Origin of the sequence: uncultured Tateyamaria sp., from assembly GCF_947496075.1 — a bacterium.
Taxonomy (GTDB): Bacteria; Pseudomonadota; Alphaproteobacteria; order Rhodobacterales; family Rhodobacteraceae; genus Tateyamaria.
In genome coordinates, this window is the sequence record NZ_CANMBJ010000006.1 from 360,628 (window position 1) to 384,502 (window position 23,875).

Annotated in this window: 20 protein-coding genes; 9 read left to right on the plus strand and 11 right to left on the minus strand. The window is 60.4% G+C overall.

Annotated features, from left to right (window positions below; translation table 11 throughout):
* Positions 1-82: 82 nt before the first annotated feature.
* The 6 genes from Q1A51_RS20635 to Q1A51_RS20660 all read right to left on the minus strand — a co-directional run bounded on the left by Q1A51_RS20635 (position 83) and on the right by Q1A51_RS20660 (position 6,263).
* The gene (locus Q1A51_RS20635; protein ID WP_299601899.1) at positions 83-523 is read right to left on the minus strand and encodes a hypothetical protein; all 441 of its coding nucleotides are present in this window, start codon (positions 521-523) and stop codon (positions 83-85) included.
* Positions 524-558: 35 nt separating this feature from the next.
* Positions 559-1,707: a rod shape-determining protein RodA gene (gene rodA, locus Q1A51_RS20640; protein WP_299601902.1), complete on the minus strand. Its 1,149-nt coding sequence runs from the start codon at positions 1,705-1,707 to the stop codon at positions 559-561.
* The gene (mrdA, locus tag Q1A51_RS20645) at positions 1,704-3,647 is read right to left on the minus strand and encodes a penicillin-binding protein 2 (protein WP_299601905.1); all 1,944 of its coding nucleotides are present in this window, start codon (positions 3,645-3,647) and stop codon (positions 1,704-1,706) included. The genes rodA and mrdA overlap by 4 nt, the downstream gene beginning before the upstream one ends.
* Positions 3,644-4,150 carry a rod shape-determining protein MreD gene (locus Q1A51_RS20650; RefSeq protein ID WP_299601908.1) on the minus strand — a complete coding sequence of 169 codons (507 nt, stop codon included), beginning with the start codon at positions 4,148-4,150 and terminating at the stop codon, positions 3,644-3,646. Before Q1A51_RS20650 ends, mrdA begins: the two co-directional genes overlap by 4 nt.
* A gap of 29 nt (positions 4,151-4,179) precedes the next feature.
* Positions 4,180-5,070 (minus strand): rod shape-determining protein MreC, encoded by an 891-nt coding sequence (mreC, locus tag Q1A51_RS20655; RefSeq protein ID WP_299601911.1) that lies wholly within the window; start codon positions 5,068-5,070, stop codon positions 4,180-4,182.
* Positions 5,071-5,216: 146 nt separating this feature from the next.
* Positions 5,217-6,263, minus strand: coding sequence for a rod shape-determining protein (locus tag Q1A51_RS20660; RefSeq protein ID WP_299143324.1), 1,047 nt, complete (start codon positions 6,261-6,263; stop codon positions 5,217-5,219).
* A 257-nt stretch (positions 6,264-6,520) separates the two neighbouring features.
* Here Q1A51_RS20660 and Q1A51_RS20665 point away from each other — a divergent pair, with 257 nt between their 5' ends.
* Positions 6,521-7,114, plus strand: coding sequence for a YceI family protein (locus Q1A51_RS20665; RefSeq protein ID WP_299601914.1), 594 nt, complete (start codon positions 6,521-6,523; stop codon positions 7,112-7,114).
* On the opposite strand, the gene Q1A51_RS20670 is transcribed toward Q1A51_RS20665, so the two are convergent.
* Positions 7,111-8,883 carry an FAD-dependent monooxygenase gene (locus Q1A51_RS20670; RefSeq protein WP_299601918.1) on the minus strand — a complete coding sequence of 591 codons (1,773 nt, stop codon included), beginning with the start codon at positions 8,881-8,883 and terminating at the stop codon, positions 7,111-7,113. The two genes, Q1A51_RS20665 and Q1A51_RS20670, sit on opposite strands and share 4 nt — an antisense overlap.
* Before the next feature lie 96 nt (positions 8,884-8,979).
* Entirely contained in the window at positions 8,980-10,551 is a 1,572-nt protein-coding gene (locus Q1A51_RS20675; RefSeq protein ID WP_299601920.1) for a 2-isopropylmalate synthase, read from the minus strand.
* Positions 10,552-10,846: 295 nt separating this feature from the next.
* On the opposite strand from Q1A51_RS20675, the gene Q1A51_RS20680 reads away from it, so the two are divergent.
* Both Q1A51_RS20680 and Q1A51_RS20685 read left to right on the plus strand, forming a co-directional pair.
* Positions 10,847-11,509 (plus strand): SDR family NAD(P)-dependent oxidoreductase, encoded by a 663-nt coding sequence (locus tag Q1A51_RS20680; RefSeq protein WP_299601924.1) that lies wholly within the window; start codon positions 10,847-10,849, stop codon positions 11,507-11,509.
* A complete protein-coding gene (locus Q1A51_RS20685; RefSeq protein WP_299601927.1) occupies positions 11,506-13,032 on the plus strand; it encodes a cryptochrome/photolyase family protein in 1,527 nt (508 codons plus the stop codon). The genes Q1A51_RS20680 and Q1A51_RS20685 overlap by 4 nt, the downstream gene beginning before the upstream one ends.
* Before the next feature lie 267 nt (positions 13,033-13,299).
* Here the strand turns inward: Q1A51_RS20685 and Q1A51_RS20690 are convergent, their stop codons facing one another.
* A complete protein-coding gene (locus tag Q1A51_RS20690) occupies positions 13,300-13,509 on the minus strand; it encodes a hypothetical protein (protein ID WP_299208420.1) in 210 nt (69 codons plus the stop codon).
* Positions 13,510-13,667: 158 nt separating this feature from the next.
* Between Q1A51_RS20690 and Q1A51_RS20695 the strand changes: the two genes are divergently transcribed.
* Genes Q1A51_RS20695 through Q1A51_RS20710 form a run of 4 tightly spaced genes read left to right on the plus strand, consistent with a single transcriptional unit; the run spans position 13,668 to position 18,697 of the window.
* The gene (locus tag Q1A51_RS20695; protein WP_299601930.1) at positions 13,668-15,308 is read left to right on the plus strand and encodes a hypothetical protein; all 1,641 of its coding nucleotides are present in this window, start codon (positions 13,668-13,670) and stop codon (positions 15,306-15,308) included.
* Between the two features lie 49 nt (positions 15,309-15,357).
* Positions 15,358-15,627, plus strand: coding sequence for a hypothetical protein (locus Q1A51_RS20700; protein WP_299601933.1), 270 nt, complete (start codon positions 15,358-15,360; stop codon positions 15,625-15,627).
* The gene (locus tag Q1A51_RS20705) at positions 15,567-16,550 is read left to right on the plus strand and encodes a phosphatase PAP2 family protein (RefSeq protein ID WP_299601935.1); all 984 of its coding nucleotides are present in this window, start codon (positions 15,567-15,569) and stop codon (positions 16,548-16,550) included. Before Q1A51_RS20700 ends, Q1A51_RS20705 begins: the two co-directional genes overlap by 61 nt.
* Positions 16,547-18,697, plus strand: coding sequence for a S8 family serine peptidase (locus Q1A51_RS20710; RefSeq protein ID WP_299601937.1), 2,151 nt, complete (start codon positions 16,547-16,549; stop codon positions 18,695-18,697). Before Q1A51_RS20705 ends, Q1A51_RS20710 begins: the two co-directional genes overlap by 4 nt.
* Positions 18,698-18,740: 43 nt before the next feature.
* On the opposite strand, the gene Q1A51_RS20715 is transcribed toward Q1A51_RS20710, so the two are convergent.
* Together Q1A51_RS20715 and Q1A51_RS20720 are read right to left on the minus strand one after the other, a co-directional pair.
* Positions 18,741-19,439 (minus strand): hypothetical protein, encoded by a 699-nt coding sequence (locus Q1A51_RS20715; protein WP_299601940.1) that lies wholly within the window; start codon positions 19,437-19,439, stop codon positions 18,741-18,743.
* Entirely contained in the window at positions 19,426-20,820 is a 1,395-nt protein-coding gene (locus Q1A51_RS20720; RefSeq protein WP_299601943.1) for a 2-isopropylmalate synthase, read from the minus strand. The genes Q1A51_RS20715 and Q1A51_RS20720 overlap by 14 nt, the downstream gene beginning before the upstream one ends.
* A 222-nt stretch (positions 20,821-21,042) precedes the next feature.
* Here Q1A51_RS20720 and Q1A51_RS20725 point away from each other — a divergent pair, with 222 nt between their 5' ends.
* Both Q1A51_RS20725 and Q1A51_RS20730 read left to right on the plus strand, forming a co-directional pair.
* Positions 21,043-22,701: an NAD+ synthase gene (locus Q1A51_RS20725; protein WP_299601946.1), complete on the plus strand. Its 1,659-nt coding sequence runs from the start codon at positions 21,043-21,045 to the stop codon at positions 22,699-22,701.
* A 101-nt stretch (positions 22,702-22,802) separates the two neighbouring features.
* Entirely contained in the window at positions 22,803-23,834 is a 1,032-nt protein-coding gene (locus Q1A51_RS20730; protein ID WP_299601949.1) for a Hint domain-containing protein, read from the plus strand.
* The last annotated feature ends 41 nt before the right edge of the window (positions 23,835-23,875 follow it).

The window sequence follows — 23,875 nt, forward strand, 5'->3', positions numbered from 1 at the left end:
TGGGGATCGGTGTAGCGTTGCGGACGACAAATGCAAAACTGCGTCTTGTGATGTTGTTCACACGGATATGCGATGGATCGGCTCAGGTGGCCATCTTCTTCATGTAGGTTTCCAGCCTGTCCTTCGGCGCGCCGTGATCAGACAGTATCGTGGCCGTCCATGCGCCTACTTCAAAGGTCACGATGTCCATCTCCCAGACGCAGCCAAAGACCTCCGTCTTGCCCGTGTCAAAGTGGGTGGGTGTATCCCAAGGAGCGCGCAGCTGATCAATATGCGCCAGAACGCTGCCCCATTGCCAATAGAACACAGGGGACACGACTGCGGTTTCGGCAAAATGGATCAGCTGAAAGCCGACGCCATGGTTGCCATCCGCATCGACCAAGGTGCCAGCTTGTGGCAGGCGATCGAATGCGGTGGCGGTCGCTGCGGCTGCAACCTCTTCCGAGAAGGCGCGGTCATCGGCCAGAATGGCGTACCGCTTCAACTGCCATCCTGCGGAGTGTTCCAGGTCCAAAGACAGCACTTTCCGCGTGCAAAATGGATCAAGATGCCCCACGATCAGTGCCCGTGTCGCGGCCGATGCACATGCGCACTTTGCGCCAGGCCAAAGGCAAGCATCAGAACCAGCATCGCCGACCCGCCATAGCTGACCAGTGGCAGCGGTACGCCCACAACCGGGGCAAGGCCCATGACCATCGACATGTTGACGGCAAAGAAGAGGAAAAAGTTCAGCGCGATGCCAAGGGTCAGCAGCGATGAAAACCGGTCCTTGTTCGCCAGCGCCGAGGCCACGCAGAACAGGATGATCAGGGCATAAAGTACCAGCAGCGAAAACGCCCCGATGAACCCGAATTCCTCGGCCAGCGTGGTAAAGATGAAGTCTGTGTGCTTTTCCGGCAGGAAGTTAAGCCGCGACTGCGTGCCTTGCATGAACCCCCGGCCCGTCCAGCCGCCTGATCCCAGAGCGATCTTGGACTGTGTGATGTGGTAGCCCGCCCCCAGTGGGTCCGAAGCCGGATCAAGGAATGTATCGATGCGGCGGTATTGATAGTCCTTCAGCAACTGCCATTCGGTGCCACGGAACTGGAAGACGGCTGTAATCAGGCCCACGCCCGCACCGATCACGGCTGCGAAATAAGCCCAGTGGACTCCCGCGACAAACATCATTCCGCCCCCCGCTGCCAGCAGCAGGATCGATGTGCCCAGATCAGGTTGACGCAGCACCATGGCCACAGGCAGCAGGATCAGCACAACGGGGATGAGCACCCAGAACGGGCGCGATTTCTTGTGGCTGGGCAACCAGTCGTAATAGGCGGCCAGGATCATCACCAGCGTGACCTTGGCCAGTTCCGAGGGCTGCAGCCGCATGAAACCCAGATCAATCCATCGCTGCGCGCCCTTGCCGACAGACCCGAACAATTCAACGCCCAAAAGCAACAGCAACGTCCCCGCAAACGCGACACCAGCCATGTTGCGCCAGAACCATATGGGCACCATCGCCACGACCAGCATCAGCACGAAACCCATGACAAAGCGTTTCATCTGTGGCTCAGCCCACGGGCTGAATGACCCACCTGCGACGGAGTAGAGCATCAGGAAGCCAACCCCGGCCACAGCAGCCAGAAGCAGGGCGAGGGGCCAGTTCAGGAACAGGATCTTGCGCGGCCCCGCGGGGACATGTTTGACCGTATATTCAAGGTAACTCATGCCTGATCGCTTCCCGCGATATTGGCGACAGGCTGCATACCACGCAGCACCTGTTGCTGGGTCTCGATCCGGCCACGGTCCTTGGTCGGGTAAGCCTCAAGTGGAGGTTCACCTCCATAGAGCGCCTGCAACGTCACATCTCGTGCAATTGGGGCTGCGGCCTTGGACCCGCCGCCGCCATGTTCCACCACGACGGCTACGGCGTACTTGGGGTCGTCATAGGGCGCGAAATTCACGAACAGCGCGTGATCGCGCCGTTCCCATGGCAGGTCTTCGTTGCGGACCACGCCCGCGCGCCGTTCGGCGGCGGTGATGTTGCGCACCTGGCTGGTCCCGGTCTTGCCCGCCATGCGCATCGCGTCCTCGATAATGCGACTGCCATAGGCTGTACCGCGCCTGTCATTTACGGTGGCGAACATGGCCCGGCGCATCTTGCGCAGGTTGTTTTCGTTCATCCCCATGTTGGTCCCGGCACCCGATGGTTGTTCGATCCCATCCACCGTTTTGATCAGGCGGGGTGTGACAGAGTTGCCGGACGCAAGGCGCGCCGTCATCACGGCAAGCTGCAGCGGCGAGGCCAGCATGAAACCTTGCCCGATGGACGCGTTGACCGTGTCGCCGATGACCCAATCCTGACCGTGCACCCGGCTCTTCCAATCTTTGGTAGGCGTCAGCCCCTTCGCCACGGCGGACATGGGTACGTCGTGGCGTTCGCCCAGCCCAAAGCGGTTGGCCATGGCGCTGATCTTTTCGATCCCGACCTTCAGGGCCAGATCGTAGTAGTAGACATCGCAGGATTGCTTGAGTGAGTTTTGCAGATCGACCCAACCATGCCCCGCCCGTTTCCAGCAGTGAAAACGGCGGCCCGCTACTTCCAGATGGCCGGGGCAGTAGACGGTTTCGTCGGGGCCGATCAACCCCTCCTCAAGCGCGGCCATGGCCGTGATCATCTTGAAGGTCGAACCGGGCGGGTAGGTGCCCTGCACGGATTTCGAGGCAAGGGGGCGGTACTTGTTTTCCGTCAATGACTTGTAATCCCGGCTGGAAATGCCGCGCACGAACAGGTTCGGGTCAAAAGTGGGGGCCGAGGCGATGGCCAGCAGGTCGCCGGACTGCACATCCATCACGATGGCGCTGGCGCTTTCAGTGCTCAGACGTGCCTGCACATAGCTTTGCAGCTTGGCGTCAATGGTCAGCTGCATGTCCGAACCTGGGATTCCCTCCCTCCGGTCCAGTTCGCGCATGACGCGGCCTGCAGCGTTGACTTCGACCCGGCGTGCACCGGCTTTGCCGCGCAGGTTCTCTTCGATCTTGGCTTCGACGCCGACCTTGCCGATCTGGAACCGGGGGATGCGCAGCAACTGGTCCGGGTCCTCGATCCGCTCCAGATCGTAGTCGCTGACTGGCCCCACATAGCCCAGCACGTGGGCATAGTCCGATCCCAGCGGGTACACACGGCTCAGGCCCACCTCTGGCGTCACACCAGGCAGGGCCGGGGCGTTGACGCTGACGCGGCTCAGGTCTTCCCAGCTGACCTCATCGGCAAAGGTGATCGGCAGGAAAGGGGCCGAGCGTTTCATCTCGGCCATGGCGCGCTCTACTTCGTCCGGGTCAAGCGAGACGAGCTTGCCCAGGCTTTGCACCACGTCTTCGACCTCACCTGCATCTTCGCGCACGATGACGATACGGTAGCTTGGGACATTGCGAGCCAAGGGCACGCCGTTGCGGTCAAAGATTTCGCCGCGCGACGGGGGGATAAGCCGGATGTTGATCCGGTTTTCTTCGGCCAGCAGGCGGAACTGGTCGGCCTGATCGACTTGCAGGAACTGCATTCGGGCACCAAGTGCGCCGACAAATGCCAGCTGCACCCCACCGAGGATGGCGGCGCGGCGTGTGACCAGACGGTGGTTTGCCTCTGTATCGATACGGGGGCGTTTCATGAGCGTACCCCTTTGCCGTCAATGTCGCCGGGTGTTGGTTTGCGCACGCCCATCAGAACATGTGTGACGACCACGACAACCGGGTATGCGATGGCTGTGACCACGATCTGTATGAGTGCCGGGCCCAGTTGTGGCACTTCGACCAGAAAGACCGCCAGTGCCAGCCGGTAGGCGATGCCGATGCCCACGATCCACAGCACGGCTGACACCAATTCGGTGGCAAGGCTTGCATCCCGCAGGCTTCGGGATTGTGTCTTCATCTGCTCGCAGGCGATGAGGGCCAGAAGGGCCCAGAGCCCGGGCGGGCGTTGCAGCAGCAAGTCGGCCATCAGAAATGTCCCCGCAAGCAGCGCGGCTGGCACGTATTCAGGGCGCCGGACGGACCATGCAATTGCAAAGGTCAGCAGAAAGTCAGGCCAGATCAGCCCGCCTGTTGCCGTTTGCAGGGGCAGCAAGTGGAAAAACAGGATTGTTGTGACCAACAAGATGAACCAGATTCGCATGGCCCAGAGATGAGACGCTGCACTTTCGTTCATTCCGCCACCTCGGCTTCCAGCAGCGCGGCACCGCCAGGGGCGAGCACATTGCTGTCGTCATTGACAGGTTCGTTGCCGTAATGGCGCAGCACGCGCAGGAATTCCAGGCGCTCGTAATCTGCGGCCAACCTGACCCTGAGCCGTCCACCCGGATCGGCCGCGACCTGTCCGATCAACAGACCGGCCGGGAACACGCCGCCGTCGCCACTGCTGATCACACGGTCGCCGGGGCGCACAAGGTCGGGATTTTCCAGAAAGTCGATCGGGGGCGCTGCTGAGTTGTCGCCGGCCACGATGGCGTTCTGCCCGGAGGGCTGGATGATTGCGGGTACGCGGCTGGAGGCGTCGGTGACCATGATCACCCGCGCCGTGTTCTGGGCCACGCCCGAGATGCGGCCCACAAGGCCAATGCCGTCCATGGTCGCCCAGCCTTCGACAATACCATCGCGCGCGCCCACGTTCAGCAGCACGGACTGGCGGAACGGTGAGCCACTGTCGGCCAGAACGACGCCGGTGATGTAGGTCAGGCGAGGGTCGAGCCGGACGTTGTTGAGGTCTAGAAGCCGCGCGTTTTCCTGTTCGAGCTGGAGAGCCGCCTCTTTCCAGGCCTGCATCTGGCGCAATTCGCGGCGCAGCTCGGTGTTCTGCTCGGCGATGCGGCGGTAGCTTTGGAAATCGCGGAACAGGTTGATCGTGCCCGTGACGGGTGCCATCGCCCAGTCCATGTTGGGGACAACCCGGTCCGTCACTTGTGCCCGGAACCGTTCGACGCGGGGGCTGTCGATGCGCCAGACCAAAAATGTGCCGGCCAAAACCAGCACCAGCACAGCCAGAACCAGCCGCCGCAGCGGGCCGCCGTAATCTACCTGTGCGCGGTCCTTGGCCAAGGCGGTGTCACCTCAAGATCTGGTCCGTTTCATGGATGGTCCGATATTTGCCCCGACAGGGCAAGAGACCTGGTGTCCCATGCTGGGACAAATCTTTTTGATACTTAAAACAGAGCGTTAGATGGTTACCAGAGTCCTAACGCCGCTTAGCTGTCGTAGTCGATGGCGTGGCGGAGTTGTTTTTCGTATTCCAGCGCCTTGCCGGTGCCAAGCGCCACGCAGTTCAAGCTTTCATCAGCGATGGACACCGCAAGACCCGTCTGTTCGCGCAAGGCAAGGTCGAGATCGCCCAGAAGCGCGCCGCCGCCTGTCAGCATCACGCCCCGGTCCACGATGTCCGCCGCAAGGTCGGGCGGCGTGGTTTCAAGGGCGGTCATGACAGCTTCGCAGATCTGCTGAACTGGTTCGGCCAGAGCCTCGGCAATCTGCGCCTGCGTGACTTCGATCTCCTTGGGCACGCCGTTCAACAGGTCGCGGCCCCGGATCTGCATCGACGTGCCGCGCCCGTCATCGGGCATGCGGGCGGTGCCGATGCTGGTCTTGATCCGTTCGGCGGTGGTTTCGCCCACCAGAAGGTTCTGTTGGCGGCGGAGGTAGGAAATGATCGCCTCGTCCATGCGGTCGCCACCGACGCGGACCGAACGGGCATAGACGATGTCGCCGAGCGACAGAACGGCCACCTCGGTTGTCCCGCCGCCGATGTCGACAACCATGTTGCCCGTGGGGTCGGTGATGGGCATGCCTGCGCCGATGGCCGCCGCGATGGGTTCGGCAATCAGGCCCGCGCGGCGGGCACCAGCGGACAGCACCGACTGGCGGATGGCGCGTTTTTCAACGGGGGTCGCGCCGTGAGGGACGCAGACGATGATTTTGGGTTTCGAGAAGGTCGAGCGTTTGTGCACCTTGCGGATGAAATGCTTGATCATCTCTTCGGCGGTGTCGAAGTCGGCAATCACACCTTCGCGCATGGGACGGATGGCTTCGATGCTGCCGGGTGTCCGGCCCAGCATCAGCTTGGCGTCTTCGCCCACGGCCAGCACTTTTTTCACGCCGTCCTTGACGTGGTAGGCCACGACCGACGGTTCCGACAGGATTACGCCACGGCCTTTGACGTAGACCAGAGTGTTGGCCGTGCCGAGGTCGATCGCCATGTCTGACGAGAACAGCCCACCCAGATTTCCGAAAATTGACATGCCCGTGCACCCTGCCTTTGCGTGGCCCCAATGATGTTGGGTCCGCGACTCAGGATGAGGCGCGGACCGACCGCGTTTATAAGGGCGCGGGCATTGGGACGAAAGGGCCGAAAACAAACGGTGATCGGCGAGGTCCTGCCAAGCTGCTTTGAGACCGTCACATTTTTCTCGTGGGCCGTGAATAAAGTTTCGGTGTGCCGTGTTGTCACTTCAAACCGGCATGTCCGTCTGGATCGCATTCACCTTGGGAGGAACACATGTTTTCACTTCGTACCGCCGCACTTGGCCTTGGACTGGCGCTGGCCGCAACCACGGCGCAGGCCGACAGCTGGACGCTGGATGGCAGCGCATCAAAGCTGGCCTTCGGGTCGATCAAGTTCAACGACACGGGCGAGGTGCACAGCTTTTCGTCCATTGATGGTGCTGTTGCCGAAGATGGCAGCGTGACACTTGGCATCGACTTGTCGTCGGTGGAAACGAATATCGACATCCGCGACGAACGTATGGTCGAGCATGTGTTCAAGAACGCGCCGCGCGCCGCGGTTTCGGCCCAGATCGACATGGCCGCGATGGAGGCTGTGCCCGTGGGTGACAGCGCGGTGATGGAGGTTGAGGGCACCCTTGATCTGTTGGGTGTCGAGGTGCCGATGTATGGCGACATGTTCGTGATGCGCCTGGCGCAAGACAAGGTGATGGTCACGACCGACAGCATGATGTTCCTGTCCACCGCCGATGCCGAAATTGATCCCGGCGTAGACAAGTTGATGGAACTGGCGAGCTTGCCCAACATCGTTCGGGCCGTGCCGGTGACCTTGCGCCTGATGTTCGATGCGGATGGGTCGAGCGGCTAAGCCTCGCTGGCGAAAATTTGGCTCAACCAGTTGACGAGTGCGTCCTGCTGCCCCGGTGGCAGGACATGTGACACGTACTGATCGGGGCGCACGAGGACGAGCGCCCCGGTCTTTCGGTCGATCCCGCGCATATCGAAGATGTCGGCATCGGGGTCGGGGCAGAACAGCTTTTCCATGTCGCGCAGTTTGAGCGCGCCCTTGGTCGGGAAACGTGTGATGCCCGCATTGGTTTCCCCGTGTCCGGTTTGAACGATTGTGCGCAGGTCGATGATGCTGTCCGGGTCCCGATTTTCGGGGGTATGGTTGGCGATGATCCTTGCAATCGCATCCGTATGGTCGGTGTTGCCTGCAAAGTGAAACAGCCGCCATCGTCCGTCTGCCATGACGATGTGACCGAGTTGCATGGATTTGGCGTCGGCCCAGCGGATGACCGGGGCTGAGTGGAACCGTTTGCCGATTGTGAACCCTGTGGCGAGTGCCTGGTGATCGCTTGGGCCGGTGAGGTGGCCTGAGGCGTAGCGCGTTTCGACCCCGGCAGTGTATCGCGCGTGTTTCTGGAAGTGGCTTTGGAAGGTTTGAGGGTCCTGTCCCCGTGCGGCAAAGGCACGAGCAAAGTTGCGGTCGAAGTCGATCAGTTCCTGTGCGATGGTCTGCCGTTCGGCGGAGTATGTGTGCAAAAGGTCGGAAGAGGCCCGCCCTTCCAGCACCGATTGCAACTTCCAGCCGAGGTTGAACGCGTCTTGCATCGACACGTTCATGCCTTGCCCCGCCTTGGGGCTGTGGGTGTGGCAGGCGTCGCCCGCGATGAACACCCTTGGAGCTGTGGCGTCACTGGGGCTCGTGTCGGCGAACTGGTCGGCCACCCGCTGCCCGATTTCGTAGACCGACCACCAGACGATGTCTTTTACGTCGAGCGTGTAGGGGTGCAGAATGCGTTTGGCCGCCGCGATCAGGTCATCTGGTGTCAGGTCCCGGTCTGCCACCCGTTCGTTGGGGTTGAGTTTCGCCAGTTCGATGTAGAAGCGGACCATGTACCCGCCTTCGCGCGGGATAATCAGGAGGCTACCATGATCCTTTGACTGGATGGCCGTCTTGAGTCGGATGTCGGGGAAGTCGGTGGTGGCGAGGATGTCCATGACGCCCCAGGCGGCGTTTTCGGCTTCGCCCTTGAGCGGGATGTTGAGTGCCCGGCGCACGGCGCTGCGGGCGCCGTCGCAGCCGATGACATAGCGGGCATTGATCGTGCCGTGGTTCGTTTCGACCGCAACAGGGCCTTCGTCATGGATGGTCAGGCCCATGACTTGGGTGCCGTACTCGGGTTCGAGGCGGGTCGGGGATTTGCGCATCAGGTCGAGGTAGAAGTCGTGCACCCGTGCTTGGCTGAGGATCACGTGGGGCATCTCGGAGAGGCCCTCTTCGACATCGTCGATGCGGCCTGTGCGGGTGATGTTTCCGCCCGCGTCGGGGTTCCAGAAGGTGGTTTCGTTGACGTGGTAGGCTTCGCGGTTGACCAGGTGCGCAAAGCCGAACGCCTCGAACATCTCCATCGTGCGGCAGGCGATGCCGTCGGCTTGCCCCATGATCAGCGGACCGTCGCGCTGTTCAACGATGCGGGTGCGGATGTGGGGAAATTGCGCGAGGTAGGCGGCGAGGGTGAGGCCGGCGGGGCCGGTGCCAACGATCAGGACGTCGGTGTCGGTTTTGGTGGTTTTGGCGGCTGGGTGGTGATTGGGATCGCCGGGGCGGAAGCCGTTGAGGTGGTATTGCATGCCGGCAATATAGAGCAAAGCAAGGCGGACGACACGTCCGCCTTACGGGTTTGGCGCTGAGGAAGAAGTAAGGCGGGCGTGTCGCCCGCCTACGCGTCAGCTCACGTCTTTGTAGCTGATCTCTGCCTTGTCCTTGCCGCCTTTTTCGCGGCGGACCAGCAGGCGGTTGAGTGCGTGGACATAAGCTTTGGCGCTGGCCACGACCGTGTCGGTGTCGGCGGACTGGCCTGTGACGATCCGGCCTGCTTCCTCCATGCGAACGCTGACCGTTGCCTGCGCGTCCGTGCCTTCGGTCACGGCGTGGACCTGGTAGAGCTGCAGCTTTGCCTCGTGCGGGAAGAGCGCCTTGACCGCGTTGAACGTCGCATCGACCGGGCCGTCGCCTGTTTGGGTGGTCATGTGCCGTTCACCGTCGATCTCCATGACCAGATCGGCCACTTGCGGACCTTCGGTGCCGCAGCGCACGGCCAGTTTTTCGATCTTCAGCCGTTCGTCTTCGGGGTCGGAGGACGTGCGCATGAGGGCGATCAGGTCGTCGTCGAAGATTTCTTTCTTGCGGTCGGCCAGCGCCTTGAACCGGACAAAGACGTCCTTGAGTTGGTTGTCGCCCACTTCAAAGCCCAGCTGTTCGAGCTTGTCGCGCAGGGCGGCGCGGCCGGAGTGCTTGCCCATGACGAGGTTTGTCTCGGACAGGCCCACGTCTTCGGGGCGCATGATTTCGAACGTCTCGGCGTTTTTCAGCATGCCATCCTGGTGGATGCCGGATTCGTGGGCGAAGGCGTTCTTGCCGACGATGGCCTTGTTGAATTGGACGGGGAAGCCCGAGACCGCGGCGACGCGGCGCGAGATGTTCATGATTTTGGTTGAATCGATGCCCGTCTGGAACGGCATGATGTCGTTGCGGACCTTCAGCGCCATGACCACTTCTTCGAGCGCGGTGTTGCCTGCGCGCTCGCCCAGGCCGTTGATTGTGCATTCGATCTGGCGCGCGCCTGCTTCGACTGCAGCGAGGCTGTTCGCCGTCGCCATGCCCAGATCGTTGTGGCAGTGTGTAGCGAACACTATCTCGTCCGCGCCGGGCACGTTTTCGATCAGTTTGCGGATCAGATCGGCGCTTTCGCGGGGGGCGGTGTAGCCCACCGTGTCGGGGATGTTGATCGTGGTGGCGCCTGCTTTGATTGCGATTTCGACCACGCGGTAGAGGTAATCGAGTTCGGTCCGCGTGGCGTCCATGGGCGACCATTGCACGTTGTCGCAGAGGTTGCGGGCGTGGGTGACTGTCTGTTCGATCCGCTCGGCCATTTCGTCCTTGGTCAGGTTCGGAATGGCGCGGTGCAGGGGCGAGGTGCCGATGAAGGTGTGGATGCGCGGTTGTTTGGCGTGTTTCACCGCCTCCCAACAGCGGTCGATATCACCCAGTTGCGCGCGTGCAAGGCCGCAGATGACCGCGTTTTGCGCGTTTTTTGCGATCTCGCTCACCGCGTTGAAGTCGCCTTCGGACGCGATGGGAAAGCCTGCTTCGATGATGTCGACGCCCATTTCGTCCAGAAGGCTGGCGATTTCCAGCTTTTCGGCATGGGTCATGGTGGCGCCGGGGGATTGTTCGCCGTCGCGCAGGGTTGTGTCAAAGATGACAACGCGATCCTGAGATGTCTTGTCTTGGGTCATTTGAATTCTCTTTTTCTGTCCTAAAGCCTTGGCGCGAGAGGCATCCTCTGAGCGGTCGCGCCGTTGGGCACGCTCAGAGGCGGATTAGGAGCAGGAGGCCACGCAGCGACGCGCCGGGACGGCGTGCAGTCGGGATATGCGTGGCGTGTGACATAGGCGTAGTTATACCGCGCTTTTGGTGAATGGGAAGTGGGGATTTCCGGATGTTGGGCCTGTTGCGGATCGACCCTTCGGGGAAAGTTTATTTGGCAAGATGAAGTTGATGGATCGGGTTTGGCTGCTAGCTCGTGCCTCCATGGATAAGGTTTTGATATTGGGTGCGTCCGGCGGCATTGGGTCAGCTTTGGCGGCCGGGTTCGAGGCGCGGGGAGCCGAGGTGGACCGGTTGTCGCGATCGGTGGACGGGTTTGATGTGACGGATGCGGGGGCGGTTGAGCGGCATTTGTCCAGACGCGGGCCGTACACGCGCGTTGTTGTGGCGACCGGGGCCTTGGAGATTGACGGAGCGGCGCCGGAGAAATCGGTTAAGGGTCTCGATCCGCAGGCGATGTTGGATCAGTTTGCGTTGAATGCGGTTGGCCCGGCATTGGTTTTGGCACATGCGCATACGCTGCTGAATCGGAATGGCCCGGGTGTACTTGCTGTCTTGTCGGCGCGAGTCGGTTCGATTGGCGACAACAGGATTGGCGGCTGGATCAGCTATCGCAGCGCAAAGGCGGCGATGAACCAGATTGTGCGGACGGCATCGATTGAATTGGCGCGGACGCATAAGCAGGCCGCGGTCGTGGCGTTGCATCCTGGTACGGTGGCGACAGCCTTTACCGAGAAATATCTGGGGCGTCATCCGTCTGTTCCCCCGGCGCGGGCGGCGGATGAACTGATCACTGTCATGGATGGGTTCGGGCCTGCGCAGACAGGCAAGTTTTTCGACTATTCGGGGGCGGAGGTGCCGTGGTGAGCCGGTTGATTTTGGTATTGGGCGATCAACTGACTGATGGCGTGGCTGCTTTGAAGGTTGCCGACAAATCGTCGGACGTTGTGGTGATGGCCGAGGTGGCGGAGGAGGGGTCTTATGTGCCCCACCATCCCAAGAAGATCGTCTTGATCCTTGCCGCCATGCGCAAGTTCGCGACGCGATTGCGGGAGGATGGTTGGACTGTCGCCTATTCCGAGCTGGATGATACCGAAAATAGCCAGTCGATCCCGGGCGAGCTGTTGCGGCGGGCCGAGCAGCATGGCGCGTCCGAGGTTATTGCGACGCGGCCCGGGGAGTATCGGTTGATTGCGGCGCTTGAGGGCTGTCCGCTGAAGGTCACGCTGCTGGAAGATGATCGGTTCATTGCCTCGCACAAGGAGTTCGAGGATTGGGCCGAGGGGCGCAAGGCGCTGCGGATGGAGTATTTCTATCGCGAGATGCGGCGCAAGACGGGCTTGCTTATGGAAGGTGACAAGCCTGCGGGGGACAAGTGGAATTACGATCACGACAACCGCAAGCCTGCGCCGGATGAGGTGGCGTTCAGCGGGCCGATGCAGTTCGCGCCGGATGACGTGGTCGAGGAAGTGCTGGACCTGGTCGAGAGCCGGTTTGGCAATCATTTCGGCGATGTGCGCCCGTTCTGGTTTGCCACCGATCAGGAACAGGCGCGGCGGGCGCTTGCACATTTTGTGACCTATGCCTTGCCCCGGTTTGGGGACTTTCAGGATGCGATGCTGGCGGACAATCGGTTCCTCTATCACGCGCTGGTGTCGCCCTATATCAACATCGGCCTTCTGAACCCTCTGGAGGTCTGTCAGGCGGTGGAGCAGGCGTGGAAGGAAGGCCACGCGCCGATCAATGCGGCCGAAGGGTTCATTCGCCAGATCATTGGGTGGCGGGAATATGTGCGCGGCATCTATTTTCTGGAGGGGCCGGATTATCCGCGTCGCAATCGGCTGAACCATCAGCGCAAGTTGCCGGACTTCTATTGGGGCGCTGAGACGAGAATGCGCTGCGTGTCGAAGGCGGTGGAGCAGACCGGAGCCGAGGCCTATGCCCACCATATCCAGCGGCTGATGGTGACGGGGAACTTTGCGCTGTTGGCGGGGTTGGATCCGGCGGAGGTGTCGGAATGGTATCTGGCGGTTTATGCCGATGCGTTCGAATGGGTTGAGGCGCCGAATGTGGTTGGCATGTCACTGTTTGCCGATGGCGGTGTGATCGCGTCCAAGCCGTACGTATCGTCGGGGGCGTATATCAATCGGATGTCCGATTATTGCAAAGGGTGCCATTACAAGGTGAGCGTCAAGACGGGCGACGGAGCGTGTCCGTTCAACCTGCTTTATTGGCACTTCCTGGACAGGCACCGAGATCGCTTTTCGAACAATGCGCGCATGGGCAACATGTACCGGACATGGGACCGTATGGACGCGATGCGGCGCGACACGGTGCTCCGCGAGGCGGACGAGTTTCTGGATCGGATGTCAGCAGGTGAGATCGTTTGAACGCAGTCGCGTTCTGCTCAGCTGTTCAAAGGGTGGAAAGATGGCCGGATACTGTACGTTTCCCCCCATAAAATACGCAGGTGGGTTCCGGCCATTTCGGGCCACTTGGGAAACCGGTGGCCCGAAACTGTGTTAAAATGAATTGCAACGGCCGCTTCTGGGACGCCATTCAGGCTTGGCCGCGTAGAATTGCCTTAATGAAACTGGTTTGTCGCGCAGCCACTGCAGTCGCCTGAATTGCGTCGCAGAATGTGGCTGCGCAACGCTTTACAGGTCGTCCTTGTGTACGCGATCTGACAGCTCAATAAGCCAGTAGAGCGTTTCGGCTTGATCCTGAGACAGGTCGAGAAGTCCATGGATCGACTTGGCCACGGGGCGAAATTCGTCCCAGCGCAGGTGGAAGTCGATGACATCACGTGCCGTCAGCGGTTCATGCGGGGCATTCGCCTCCGGTGCGAAGTCGGGTTTGATCGTCATCGCGTTTCTCCCATACGTTGAAAGCCGCCGGAGCGGCCCGGTGTTCTGACACAAATATGTCAGGTTCTGGGCTGCGCGGCGCGTGAATAAAGCGTGAAGTCGCTTTTTCGTTTCCCAGAGTTCCGCTAGGGTTGGTGCGTGGTGCTGGGGGCATATCCGTGGGCAGAAAAGTGCTGGAGATCAATCTGTTCGGGCCATGCGTCGTCCGCAAAGCGGGCGCCGATGGCTATGAGATTACTGGAACCAAACACAAGGCATTGTTCGCTTTGCTTGCGACGGCCCCGTTCGGACGGCGCACGCGCAGTTTCCTGCAAGACACCCTGTGGGGTAGGTCAACCTTTGACAGCGGTCGACAGAGTTTGCGGCGCGCCGTGTCGGACATCAAATCTCATTTGGGCGAGGATTTCGACCGGTTCCTGACCACGACCCATTCGGAGCTGGCCCTGAACCTTCAGCACGTGCGCTTTCTGGGTCGACCGGGCGGCGCGACCTTTCTTGAGGGGTTGGACATTCGCGAACAAGGGTTCGAGGAGTGGCTTCATAATATCCGCCAGAACCCCAGCCAGATCTATGGCTTGTTCAGCACGTCGCATCAGCCACCGCCGCCGTCTATACTGCCAACGGTTGCCGTGGTCCCCTTTCGGCTTGTGTCTGGTGACCCCAGCCTGAATGCCATGGGCGATTTTGTGGCCGAAGAAGTCTGCCGATCGCTTTCAAAATCCAGCTTGATGTCGGTGATTTCGCATATGTCGGCGCGTCAGCTAAGCCAGCAGCAAATCGACATGCAGACAGTGCATGACACGCTTGGGGCGCATTACTGCCTGACCGGGTCACTGCGCGCCCGGGACATGCATGTGACGTTGAATGCGGACTTCATTGACACATCAACCGGGCGCATTCTGTGGACCCGATCGTTTGGGGCGCCGGTGACAGAGTTCCTGTCGTCAGAAAGCGATGCGATTGCCGAGCTGACCACCGCCGTCGGCCGCATGATTGCGTCCGATACAGTGCGGTATGCGCGGGGTCGGCACATCGTTGATCTTGAAGATCACCGCCTGCTTTTGGCCGGCGTTGGCATGATGCACGAATTGAAGCTGGCCAATTTCGCCCGGGCACGCCAACTGATTGAAGAATCAGTGGCACGCGCGCCCTATGCCCCTGAGCCGTTGGCTTGGCTGGGCGACTGGTACATCATGTCCATCTGGAATGGGTGGAGTTCGGACCCGAAATCCGACGCGTTGCAGGCGTCCGAGCTTACCCAGCGTGCGCTGGACATTGATCCCGACAACTCGCTGTGTCTTGCCGTCGATGGTGTTGTTCATTCTGCGTTGAATAACAGTCAGGGCGTGGCTGAAAAACGGTTCGCTAAGGCGCTTGAAGTCAATCCAAATGACTCGATGTCATGGTTGTTCAGCGGTGTCATGCATGCCTTCCGGGACAGCTCTGAAACGGCCGTCGAGTATGTCGAGAAGGCGCATCGCCTGTCGCCCATAGACCCGTTGGGGTATCTTTTTCATTCTTTTGCGGCTTTTGCCCATGTATCGGCGGGTGACTATCAGCGCGCTGTCGAACTGGCAGACTTGTCGCTTGAGATGAACGCGCGCCACGTATCGACGCTGCGAACGAAGCTGTGTGCTCACCATCATTTGGGTCAGCACGAGCAGGTTATGCAGACTGGCGAACGTTTGCGCCGCCAACTTCCGTATTTTGATCTGGACGAATATCGCAGATCGCATCCGGCTGCGGGTTTTGACGTTGGCAATCGCATGGTTACGGCGCTGAAAGCGGCAGGTTTTTAGTTTTTACAAAGTCATTTGGAACAAAAAAGGGAGAGGGAAATGTCGTTATTTGGACCATTCCACGCAGGTCACGCAGGTCACGCAGGGCATGCCGGACATGCTGGTCACGCCGGTCATGCAGGGCATGCCGGGCACGCCGGACACGCGGGTCACGCAGGCCATGCTGGGCACGCAGGCCATGCTGGGCACGCGGGTCATGCGGGCCATGCCGGGCAAACAGGCGTCTATGCGGCGGGCGGGGCAGTACAAGCCAGTACCATGGCCGTTGTTCACCTTGCCGGGACTGATGATTTCCCTGTGTTTGGTGGCGGGACATTGACGCCGAACGCAACCGATCACATGGGCCGCTACGGGCAGGATGTGCGGTCGATGTTGCTGACCATGGAGTTCCTGGAAGGATTTAGATCGGTCTATACCCCAGAGCCGGATGCAGGCCGTTTGTCGTTGTCTTGGGCGGGGACAGACTTTGCCAGTTTTGTGCCAGCCTCTGCCGAAACGTTGGCCACGCAGGTCAATCTGGTCCGCTACTATCTGGATCAGCGGGGCGACCGCGGTGCAGAGATCGTCGCCCAGACCGGTGGCGTCACCGAGTTTTTTGCGCCCATCATCGCCTTGCCAGCCGCCCGTTCGAAGCATCTGACCGAATTGCTGCAGTTCGTTCAGCATCTGGCGGGCCTGTGTTCGATGCCGGCCAAGCATGCCCTTGCCTGCCGCCGGCCTGATGAGTTGGACAGTCGCCTGGTTCCGCTGATCCCGACACCGTCCCATGGCAGCCTGCCAAGTGGTCATGCGACCCAGGCTTCGGCCATTTCAACCGTGCTGGTGACTTTGCTCGAGGCGGCAGACCCGGGTATCAGCCATGTGGCCGAGCGCCGGGACATGATCCATGCCACAGGGCACCGTATTGCCGTGAACCGGACCGTTGCGGGTGTGCATTATCCTATCGACAGCGCCGCGGGTTTCACGATTGGTATCAATGTTGGTCGCATCATTGCCGCTTTGGGCCAGAACGCTGACGCAGAGCTGCTGAAGTTTTCTTTTGATCCAAATGACACGGCGGCGCAGGGCGCGGATTTTATCCTGCGCGATGCGAAGGCTTTGTTCGACCCTGCGTCGACCACGCCGATTGCAGGTGTCAGCGTGGAGCGCGCGACTGTTGCGCCGCCATCGGCCGACAGCAAGTTCGCGTGGCTTTGGAGCCGCGCGCTGGACGACATCAACCACCTGCGCGCGTCGGCATGACCCCCGCGACAGCGCATGTGGAGTGCGCGGATGGTCCATACGAGGCATGGGTGTATGGGACGGGCAAGGGGTACAAACACCCGGGCCTGGACCGCGCATCGGATGCGCTGACGTGTGTCTTTGAAGCGTCTGAGCCGGTTGAGATGTGCGACATTCCCGGTCGTTGGAGCACGGACAAGGGCGAGGTTCTGACCCCTGTCCTGTGGACCGCACGAGGCTTCAAATCACGCTTTGCGCCAGCCCTGTTTTTTGAAGACGACGCAGCACGCGGCGGCACTCCTGCTGGGCGCTTGCAGGGGTTCAATGCGTGTGTGGGGCAAACGGCTATTTCGACCCTCACCAGCCTGTCACCCGGACCGCGGATTGTCAGTCATGTGAACTACCCTGTGCGCGAGCAAACTGTGTTCTGCGACTGGGCGGACAGTGCTGAGCCAGACCCTGACAGTGATCCTGAAGGCATTGTTATTGTTGCGATCATCGATGACGGAATTCCGTTTGCCCATCGCAACTTCACCGATGCGGCAGGGCGGGGCACCCGCATCGATTATTGCTGGTCCCAATCTGCAACGCAGGCCGGACATCCGATGTTGTTTGGTCGGGAATATGACAAGGCGGCCATTGATGCGCTCTATCAACAGTACGAGGGTGACGAGGGGGCGATCTATCATGCCGCAGGTCTGGCAGGCGGGGGCGACCCGAATGTCCGCAATCCGCTGGATCAGGCGTTTTCGCATGGGGCCCATGTTCTTGACAGTCTTGCGGGGCAAACACCTGGTAACGGTGAGGCCAAGCAGGACCGTGTCCATATCATAGCGGTGGACCTGCCCGCGATGGCGAGCGCGGAGACGTCGGGCTTTGGCAAGGACATGTTCGCGCTTTCGGCCATGCACTACATCTTTGATCGTGCCGAGCGTATTGCGGCGGCTTATGCAAAACCGGGCGCGCGGGTGCCGTTGATCGTGAACCTCAGCTATGGTCATTCGTCAGGTCCGCATGATGGCAACGGCGTGATCGAAGCCGCCTTTGACGAGATGATTGCCGCCCGCCGTGCGCATCACCCGACGGCTGTTGTTTTGCCATCGGGCAACATGTTCATGCAAAGCATCCATGCGGTGATGACCGAACAACACTTTGCAGAGGCTGATGGTGCGGTGACGTTGGACTGGTTCCTGCCCCCTGATGACCGCACGTCGAGTTTTCTTGAAATCTGGTTCCCGGACGGTCTGACCCCGGATGATCTGAAGGTGGAGCTTGTGCCGCCAGCGCACGGGCTGATGGATGCGGGGCACTATGGGTTTCCCAGTGCAGATAAGGTTGCACATTCCCCAATCACCAAAGGGGATCAGCCTGTTGGGCAGCTTTCAACCCAGCAGTATCGTGATGGGCGATGGCGGCATGTGGTTGCCTTGGCGCCTACAGACGTTTTGGTGGATCAGGTGCCAGCGCCCGCGGGTCGTTGGATGGTCCGCGTGACCAAGACAATGGCGGGACCATTGCCGGGGTATACGGAAGGCCCTGACGGGCAATCCCTCGCTGGTGGGCTGCAATTCTGGATCCAGCGGGATGAAGACTTTGGCGGCGCTCGGTCTGGTGCACGTCAGAGCTATTTCATTGATCCCAAGAACGCGCTTTATACCGACGATGGGCGACTGGCGGAAACGGACAGCCCAGGCGCGCTGGTGCGCCGGTTTGGCACTATGAGTGGCATGGCAACCGGGACGCATGTGCTGCGTATTGGCGGATATGACGAAACCACGCTCCGCGCTGCGCGCTATAGCTGTGCGGGTTCGCTGCGATCCAAAGACGGAGATACAGTCCCTGCAGGTGCGCAGGTACAGCTTTCAGCTGCATCCGAGCGGTCGTTCACGCAGCCCGGTATCGTTGGCGCGGGGACGCGCAGCGGCACGTATATCGCGCAAAGCGGGACGTCTTCGGCGGCCCCTCAGGTTGCCCGTGCCTTGGCGGATGCCTTTCTGGACACGCCCGATGGCGAGATGAAGACGGTTGCCGACTATCTGGAGAAGCTTGATCTAAAGACCGGTACGGGTGATCCCAAAGGGCCTGATCGGCTGGGTCTGTTTGTGCTGCGCGCGCCGCATGTGTCCGGTTCTGATGATGAGCGGATGCGGGTCGAGCGGATGGTGTAGGCGCGATCAGCGTCTCGTTAGGTCGAGGTTTAGTGGCCGCGCGCTAGTCCTTGGCCGCGACGCAGGTGTCGAAGCCTTCGATGTCGCGGTCCTGACTGATCTTGTCCGAACAGGCCGTGACTTTTTGCACGCAGGTCACATCCAGTTTCGGGAACTGGCATGTGGTCATGGCCGCCAGGAGCGCCTGGGCAGCTGCGTCTTCCCACTCATCGCCCGCTGAGGCGCCTTCGATGGTGATGCCTATGGCTTGGGCGATGGGCGTACCGGAGGCGGCCATGGACCATGTTGCGGCATGTTCACCGCCGTCCTTTAGCGTGAATGTTGCACTGATGCTGGGCGCTTCGATCATGTCGTGCAGCGTACCGAACGCAGGCGCTGTCCCCTCGCCATGCCAAAGCCGATTGCGCAAGGCGCGGCCCGTACTGGCCGCAAACTCGACCACGCGGCCCTGCTCCGTGCGGGCTTCGATCACCTTGGTATCGAACCCTTCGGGTGTGAGTGTCGCCACTTGCCCTTCATCGGCGATGTCACCTTTGTCGTCGGGTAGGGTGAAAAGTGCGTAAACCCGTCCGGCCGGGTTTCGATAGAGATGCAAGGTGGTGCCGTCGTCGGCGGTTGATACAGCCGCCTTGGTGTCAAACCCGTTGATTGGGTCGGTCCACGTGTCAACGAAAGTCCAGTCTGCCGCCGCAGGAGCGCCAAGCAGGCAAAGGGCGATGCAGCCAGCCTTAGCTGTCTTCATTCAGCGCACCACTTTCCCATTCACCTGTTGCCTCTTCGCCAGTGGCGTACCGCATGGTGCCCGTGCCCTGCCGCTTGCCGTTCTTGAACATCCCTTCGTACACATCGCCGCTGGCATAGGTGGCAACGCCCTGACCGTTGATTTCGCCCTGTTGCCACGCACCCTCGTAAGTGAACCCCGAGGCCATCACAATCTTGCCCGTGCCGTGGCGCTGACCATCCTGAAACTGGCCGGTATATACAGTGCCATCAGGATACGTGGCCGTGCCTGTGCCCTGCCGCTTGCCGTCCACCCATTCGCCTTCATAGCGGTAGCCGTCGGCATAGGTCATCACGCCGGTGCCGTGGTTGCGCGCGTTCTTGAACCCGCCTTCATACGTGATGCCATTGGCATAGGTGATCTTGCCCTGACCTTCGATCACCCCGGCAATCCAGTCCCCATCGAACACCGAGCCGTCCGTATAGCTGATCTTGCCCTCGCCCTGCGGCAGATCGTCGGCAAATTGGCCTTCGTAGACGGAGCCATCCGGATAAGTGACACGCCCTGTGCCTTCGATCTGCCCCTCGGCCCATTGGCCGATATAGGTGTAGCCGTCATTGCCGATGAATGTGCCCTGACCATGGCGGCGGTCATCGTTGAATTGACCATCGTAGACATCGCCATTGGCATAGGTCACGCGGCCCTTGCCAGCGCGTTTGCCCGACACAAGGTCCCCCTCGTACACATCGCCGTTGGGCTGGGTGAGTGTTCCGACACCGTCAATCTGCCCCTCGGCCCAAAGACCGACATATACCAGACCATCGGGCGTAGTCAGCTTGCCCTCGCCCTGGCGTTTGCCCGCTTCGATCTGGCCATCATAGACAGAGCCATCGGGGTAGGTAATCACGCCCATCCCCTGCTTGATCCCGTCGATCCAGTCGCCTTTGTATTCATAGCCGCCGGGTGATTGCATGACGCCTTTGCCGTGGTGCTTGGCGTTGCGGAAGGTGCCTTCATAGCGGACGCCGTTGGCGTAGAGGGCCACGCCGTCACCAACAATCGCGCCGGTTTGCCATTCACCTTCATAGGTGCCGCCATCGGCAAAGGTGATCTTGCCAAACCCTTCGGGTTTGCCCTTGGCAAATGCGCCTTCATAGACAGAGCCGTTGGGGAACCGTGCAGTGCCCTCGCCCTTGATCTCTCCGTCAATCCATTCACCGGAATACTCGTAGCCATTGGGCAGCCGGTAGGTGCCTTGACCATGCTGGAGGCCGCCGCGGAATGTGCCCTCGTACACGCCACCATCATCGTATTGCTTGGTCAGCACTGTGCCTGATTGGGCCAGCACCGCGCCGGGCAAAAGGCATAGGCAGAAGATCAGACCGCGTACGGGCGTGGACATGGCTCACCTCTCAGATTCGTTGGCTTGCCCCGTGAGAGGCAAGCGCCGTGAGGGTAAGACAGGGGGGCGCAAGGGGCAATGGGCTTAAGGCTCTGCGCCCGTGCTTCGCGTGCAGAGAGAAAATTCTGCGAATTTTCTTGGCCGATTGGCCGCGATGTCGCGCATGGGTTCCCTCTGTCCTGCTTTCTGCTACATCAGCCAAGACGTTGAAGGAGCGCCAAGATGGCCGACACATTCCGTATCACACTGGGACAGTTGAACCCGATTGTCGGGGACATTCCCGGCAATGCGGCCAAGGCACGTGCCACATGGGAGGCGGGCCGCGACGCAGGTGCCGATCTGGTCGCTTTACCGGAGATGTTCATAGCGGGCTACAATGCGCAGGACCTTGTGATGAAGCCTGTCTTTCACACGGCGGCGATGGCGGCGGTCGAGGCCTTGGCGACAGACTGTGCTGATGGACCGGCCTTGGCCATTGGTTGCCCATGGACAGAAGGGACGGAGCTGTACAACGCCTATCTCATCTGTCGCGGGGGCAAGATCGTCAGCCGTTTGCTCAAGCACAACCTGCCGAATGAGACGGTCTTTGATGAAGTGCGCGTCTTTGATGCTGGACCTTTGGGTGGTCCCTATTCCGTCGGAAACACACGTGTCGGCAGCCCGATCTGCGAGGATGCCTGGCACCCCGAAGTGGCTGAGACCCTGCAGGAAACGGGTGCCGAGTTTCTGCTGGTGCCGAATGGGTCGCCCTACTATCGCGGCAAATATGAGACCCGCCTGAACCACATGGTGTCGCGCGTGGTCGAGACGGGTTTGCCGCTGATCTACCTCAACATGGTGGGTGGTCAGGATGATCAGGTGTTCGACGGCGGCAGTTTTGCGCTGAACCCCGGTGGTGCGCTGGCGGTGCAACTACCTGTGTATGACGAGATGGTTGCGCATGTTGACCTTGAGCGCGGTCCGGAAGGCTGGCGTGTTCAGACCGGTGAAATTGCCACCCACCCGGATGAGTGGGAGCAGGATTACCGCGTCATGGTCACATCCCTGCGGGACTATTGCGGCAAGACCGGGTTCAAGAAGGTTTTGCTGGGCTTGTCTGGTGGTGTGGATTCAGCGCTCGTGGCCACCATTGCCGCTGATGCCTTGGGGCCGGAGAATGTGCGGTGCGTGATGCTGCCTTCGGAATACACGTCGCCTCATAGCCTTGAGGATGCGGAAGCCTGCGCCAAGGCGTTGGGTTGCCACTATGACTATGTACCAATTGCCGACACACGCGCAGCTGTGACGTCGACCCTTGCCCCCTTGTTTGAGGGTCTTGACGAGGGGCTGACCGAAGAAAACATCCAGAGCCGCATCCGCGGTCTGCTGCTCATGGCCTTGTCCAACAAGTTTGGCGAGATGCTGTTGACCACTGGCAACAAATCCGAGGTGGCTGTCGGCTATGCCACGATCTATGGCGACATGGCGGGGGGCTACAATCCGATCAAGGATCTTTACAAGACCCGCGTGTTCGAGACGTGCCGCTGGCGCAATGCCAACCACCGGGACTGGATGATGGGGAACGCTGGTGAGGTGATCCCGGATCGCATCATCACCAAACCACCCAGCGCGGAGCTGCGCGAGGATCAGAAGGACAGCGACAGCCTGCCGGATTACCCAGATCTGGATCGGCTGTTGGACATTCTGGTGGATCAGGACGGATCGATTGCGGATTGCGTGGCGGCAGGTTTCGATGCCGATGTTGCGCGCAAGGTCGAGCGGTTGATTTACCTCAGCGAATACAAACGCTTCCAATCCGCGCCCGGTGCACGCCTGACAAAGCGGGCGTTCTGGCTGGATCGTCGTTACCCAATCGTGAACCGGTGGCGCGATCCCAGCTGATTTTGTGCGAATTGTTGGCAGAATTCGCTTTGAAAGGCCGACTGATTTAACGCAACCGAAGCACCAAATGGGTTTTGTTGCGCGCGAAAGGATCGCGCGCGATGTCGTTTACATTCTATGCCGAAGACAATGAGTTTGCCGCTTCAACCGGCAGCAACGTGAACGCTGGTGGCGACACAAGCACGTTCGACTATCCGCCGACGTCCACAAAGAACTTGATCATCACATCCCACGCGGATGACGACGAACCGCGTCTGTTCGAAGTAGGCGAAACCTATTCCATTTCCTTTGGTGGAAATGGGGGCACGACGCTTGAAGATGCGACCGTGATCCGAAGTGATACGCTTTATGAAAACGAGGGTGCGGTCGTTTTTGAGGGGACAAACCCGCAAGGTGAAACCGTGCAGGTGGTTTGGTCGCCGAATTTTGATCTTGAAGAGTGGTACTTCGATAATTTCAGTGGGGGGCAATCACCCGGTTTCTACACCTATGATCGTGTCGATGGAGACTATGGATTTGCGTGCTTTGTCAGCGGGACACTGATTGACACGGTAAGCGGCCCGAAGCCCGTGGAACAGATCGTGCCTGGCGATCTGGTGCCGACCAAGGATGGCAATGTGGAACCCGTTCTGTGGGCGGCCAGGTCGACGGTGCCCGGACTGGGGCGCGCAGCCCCGATTACGTTGGATGCCGGTGTCTTGGACGCGCGGTCGCCGGTCGTCGTGTCGCCGCAGCACCGCGTGCTGATCAGTGATCCGCGATGTGAGGCGCATTTCGGAGTGCCCGAGGTCTTTGTCGCCGCTGGTCACCTTGTGGATGGACAGCGCGTGCGTCGGGAAAGCCGCAAGCTTGTTACCTATCACCATCTGCTGTTCGAAGCGCACGAGGTGATCTGCTCGGACGGGCTGCACAGTGAAAGCCTGCTTCTGGGGGAGGATATGCGCGGTGTGATGTCGAAGGTAGCGCATAGGCAGTTTCAAGCAGATTTCGGCGGTCGCTTCCCCACGCGTCGGGCGCAAGTCATGGCACGCCAGGCACTTCGGAAGCGCGATGCGCCGCTGATACGGCAGTGGCTTGGCCTGCAGCCAAGTGATTCAACGGCCCAACCGCCCAGCTTTTTCTATGCAGCCTGAACTTGCCAACACGCGCATGTGAATTGTGCAATCGGTTCGGC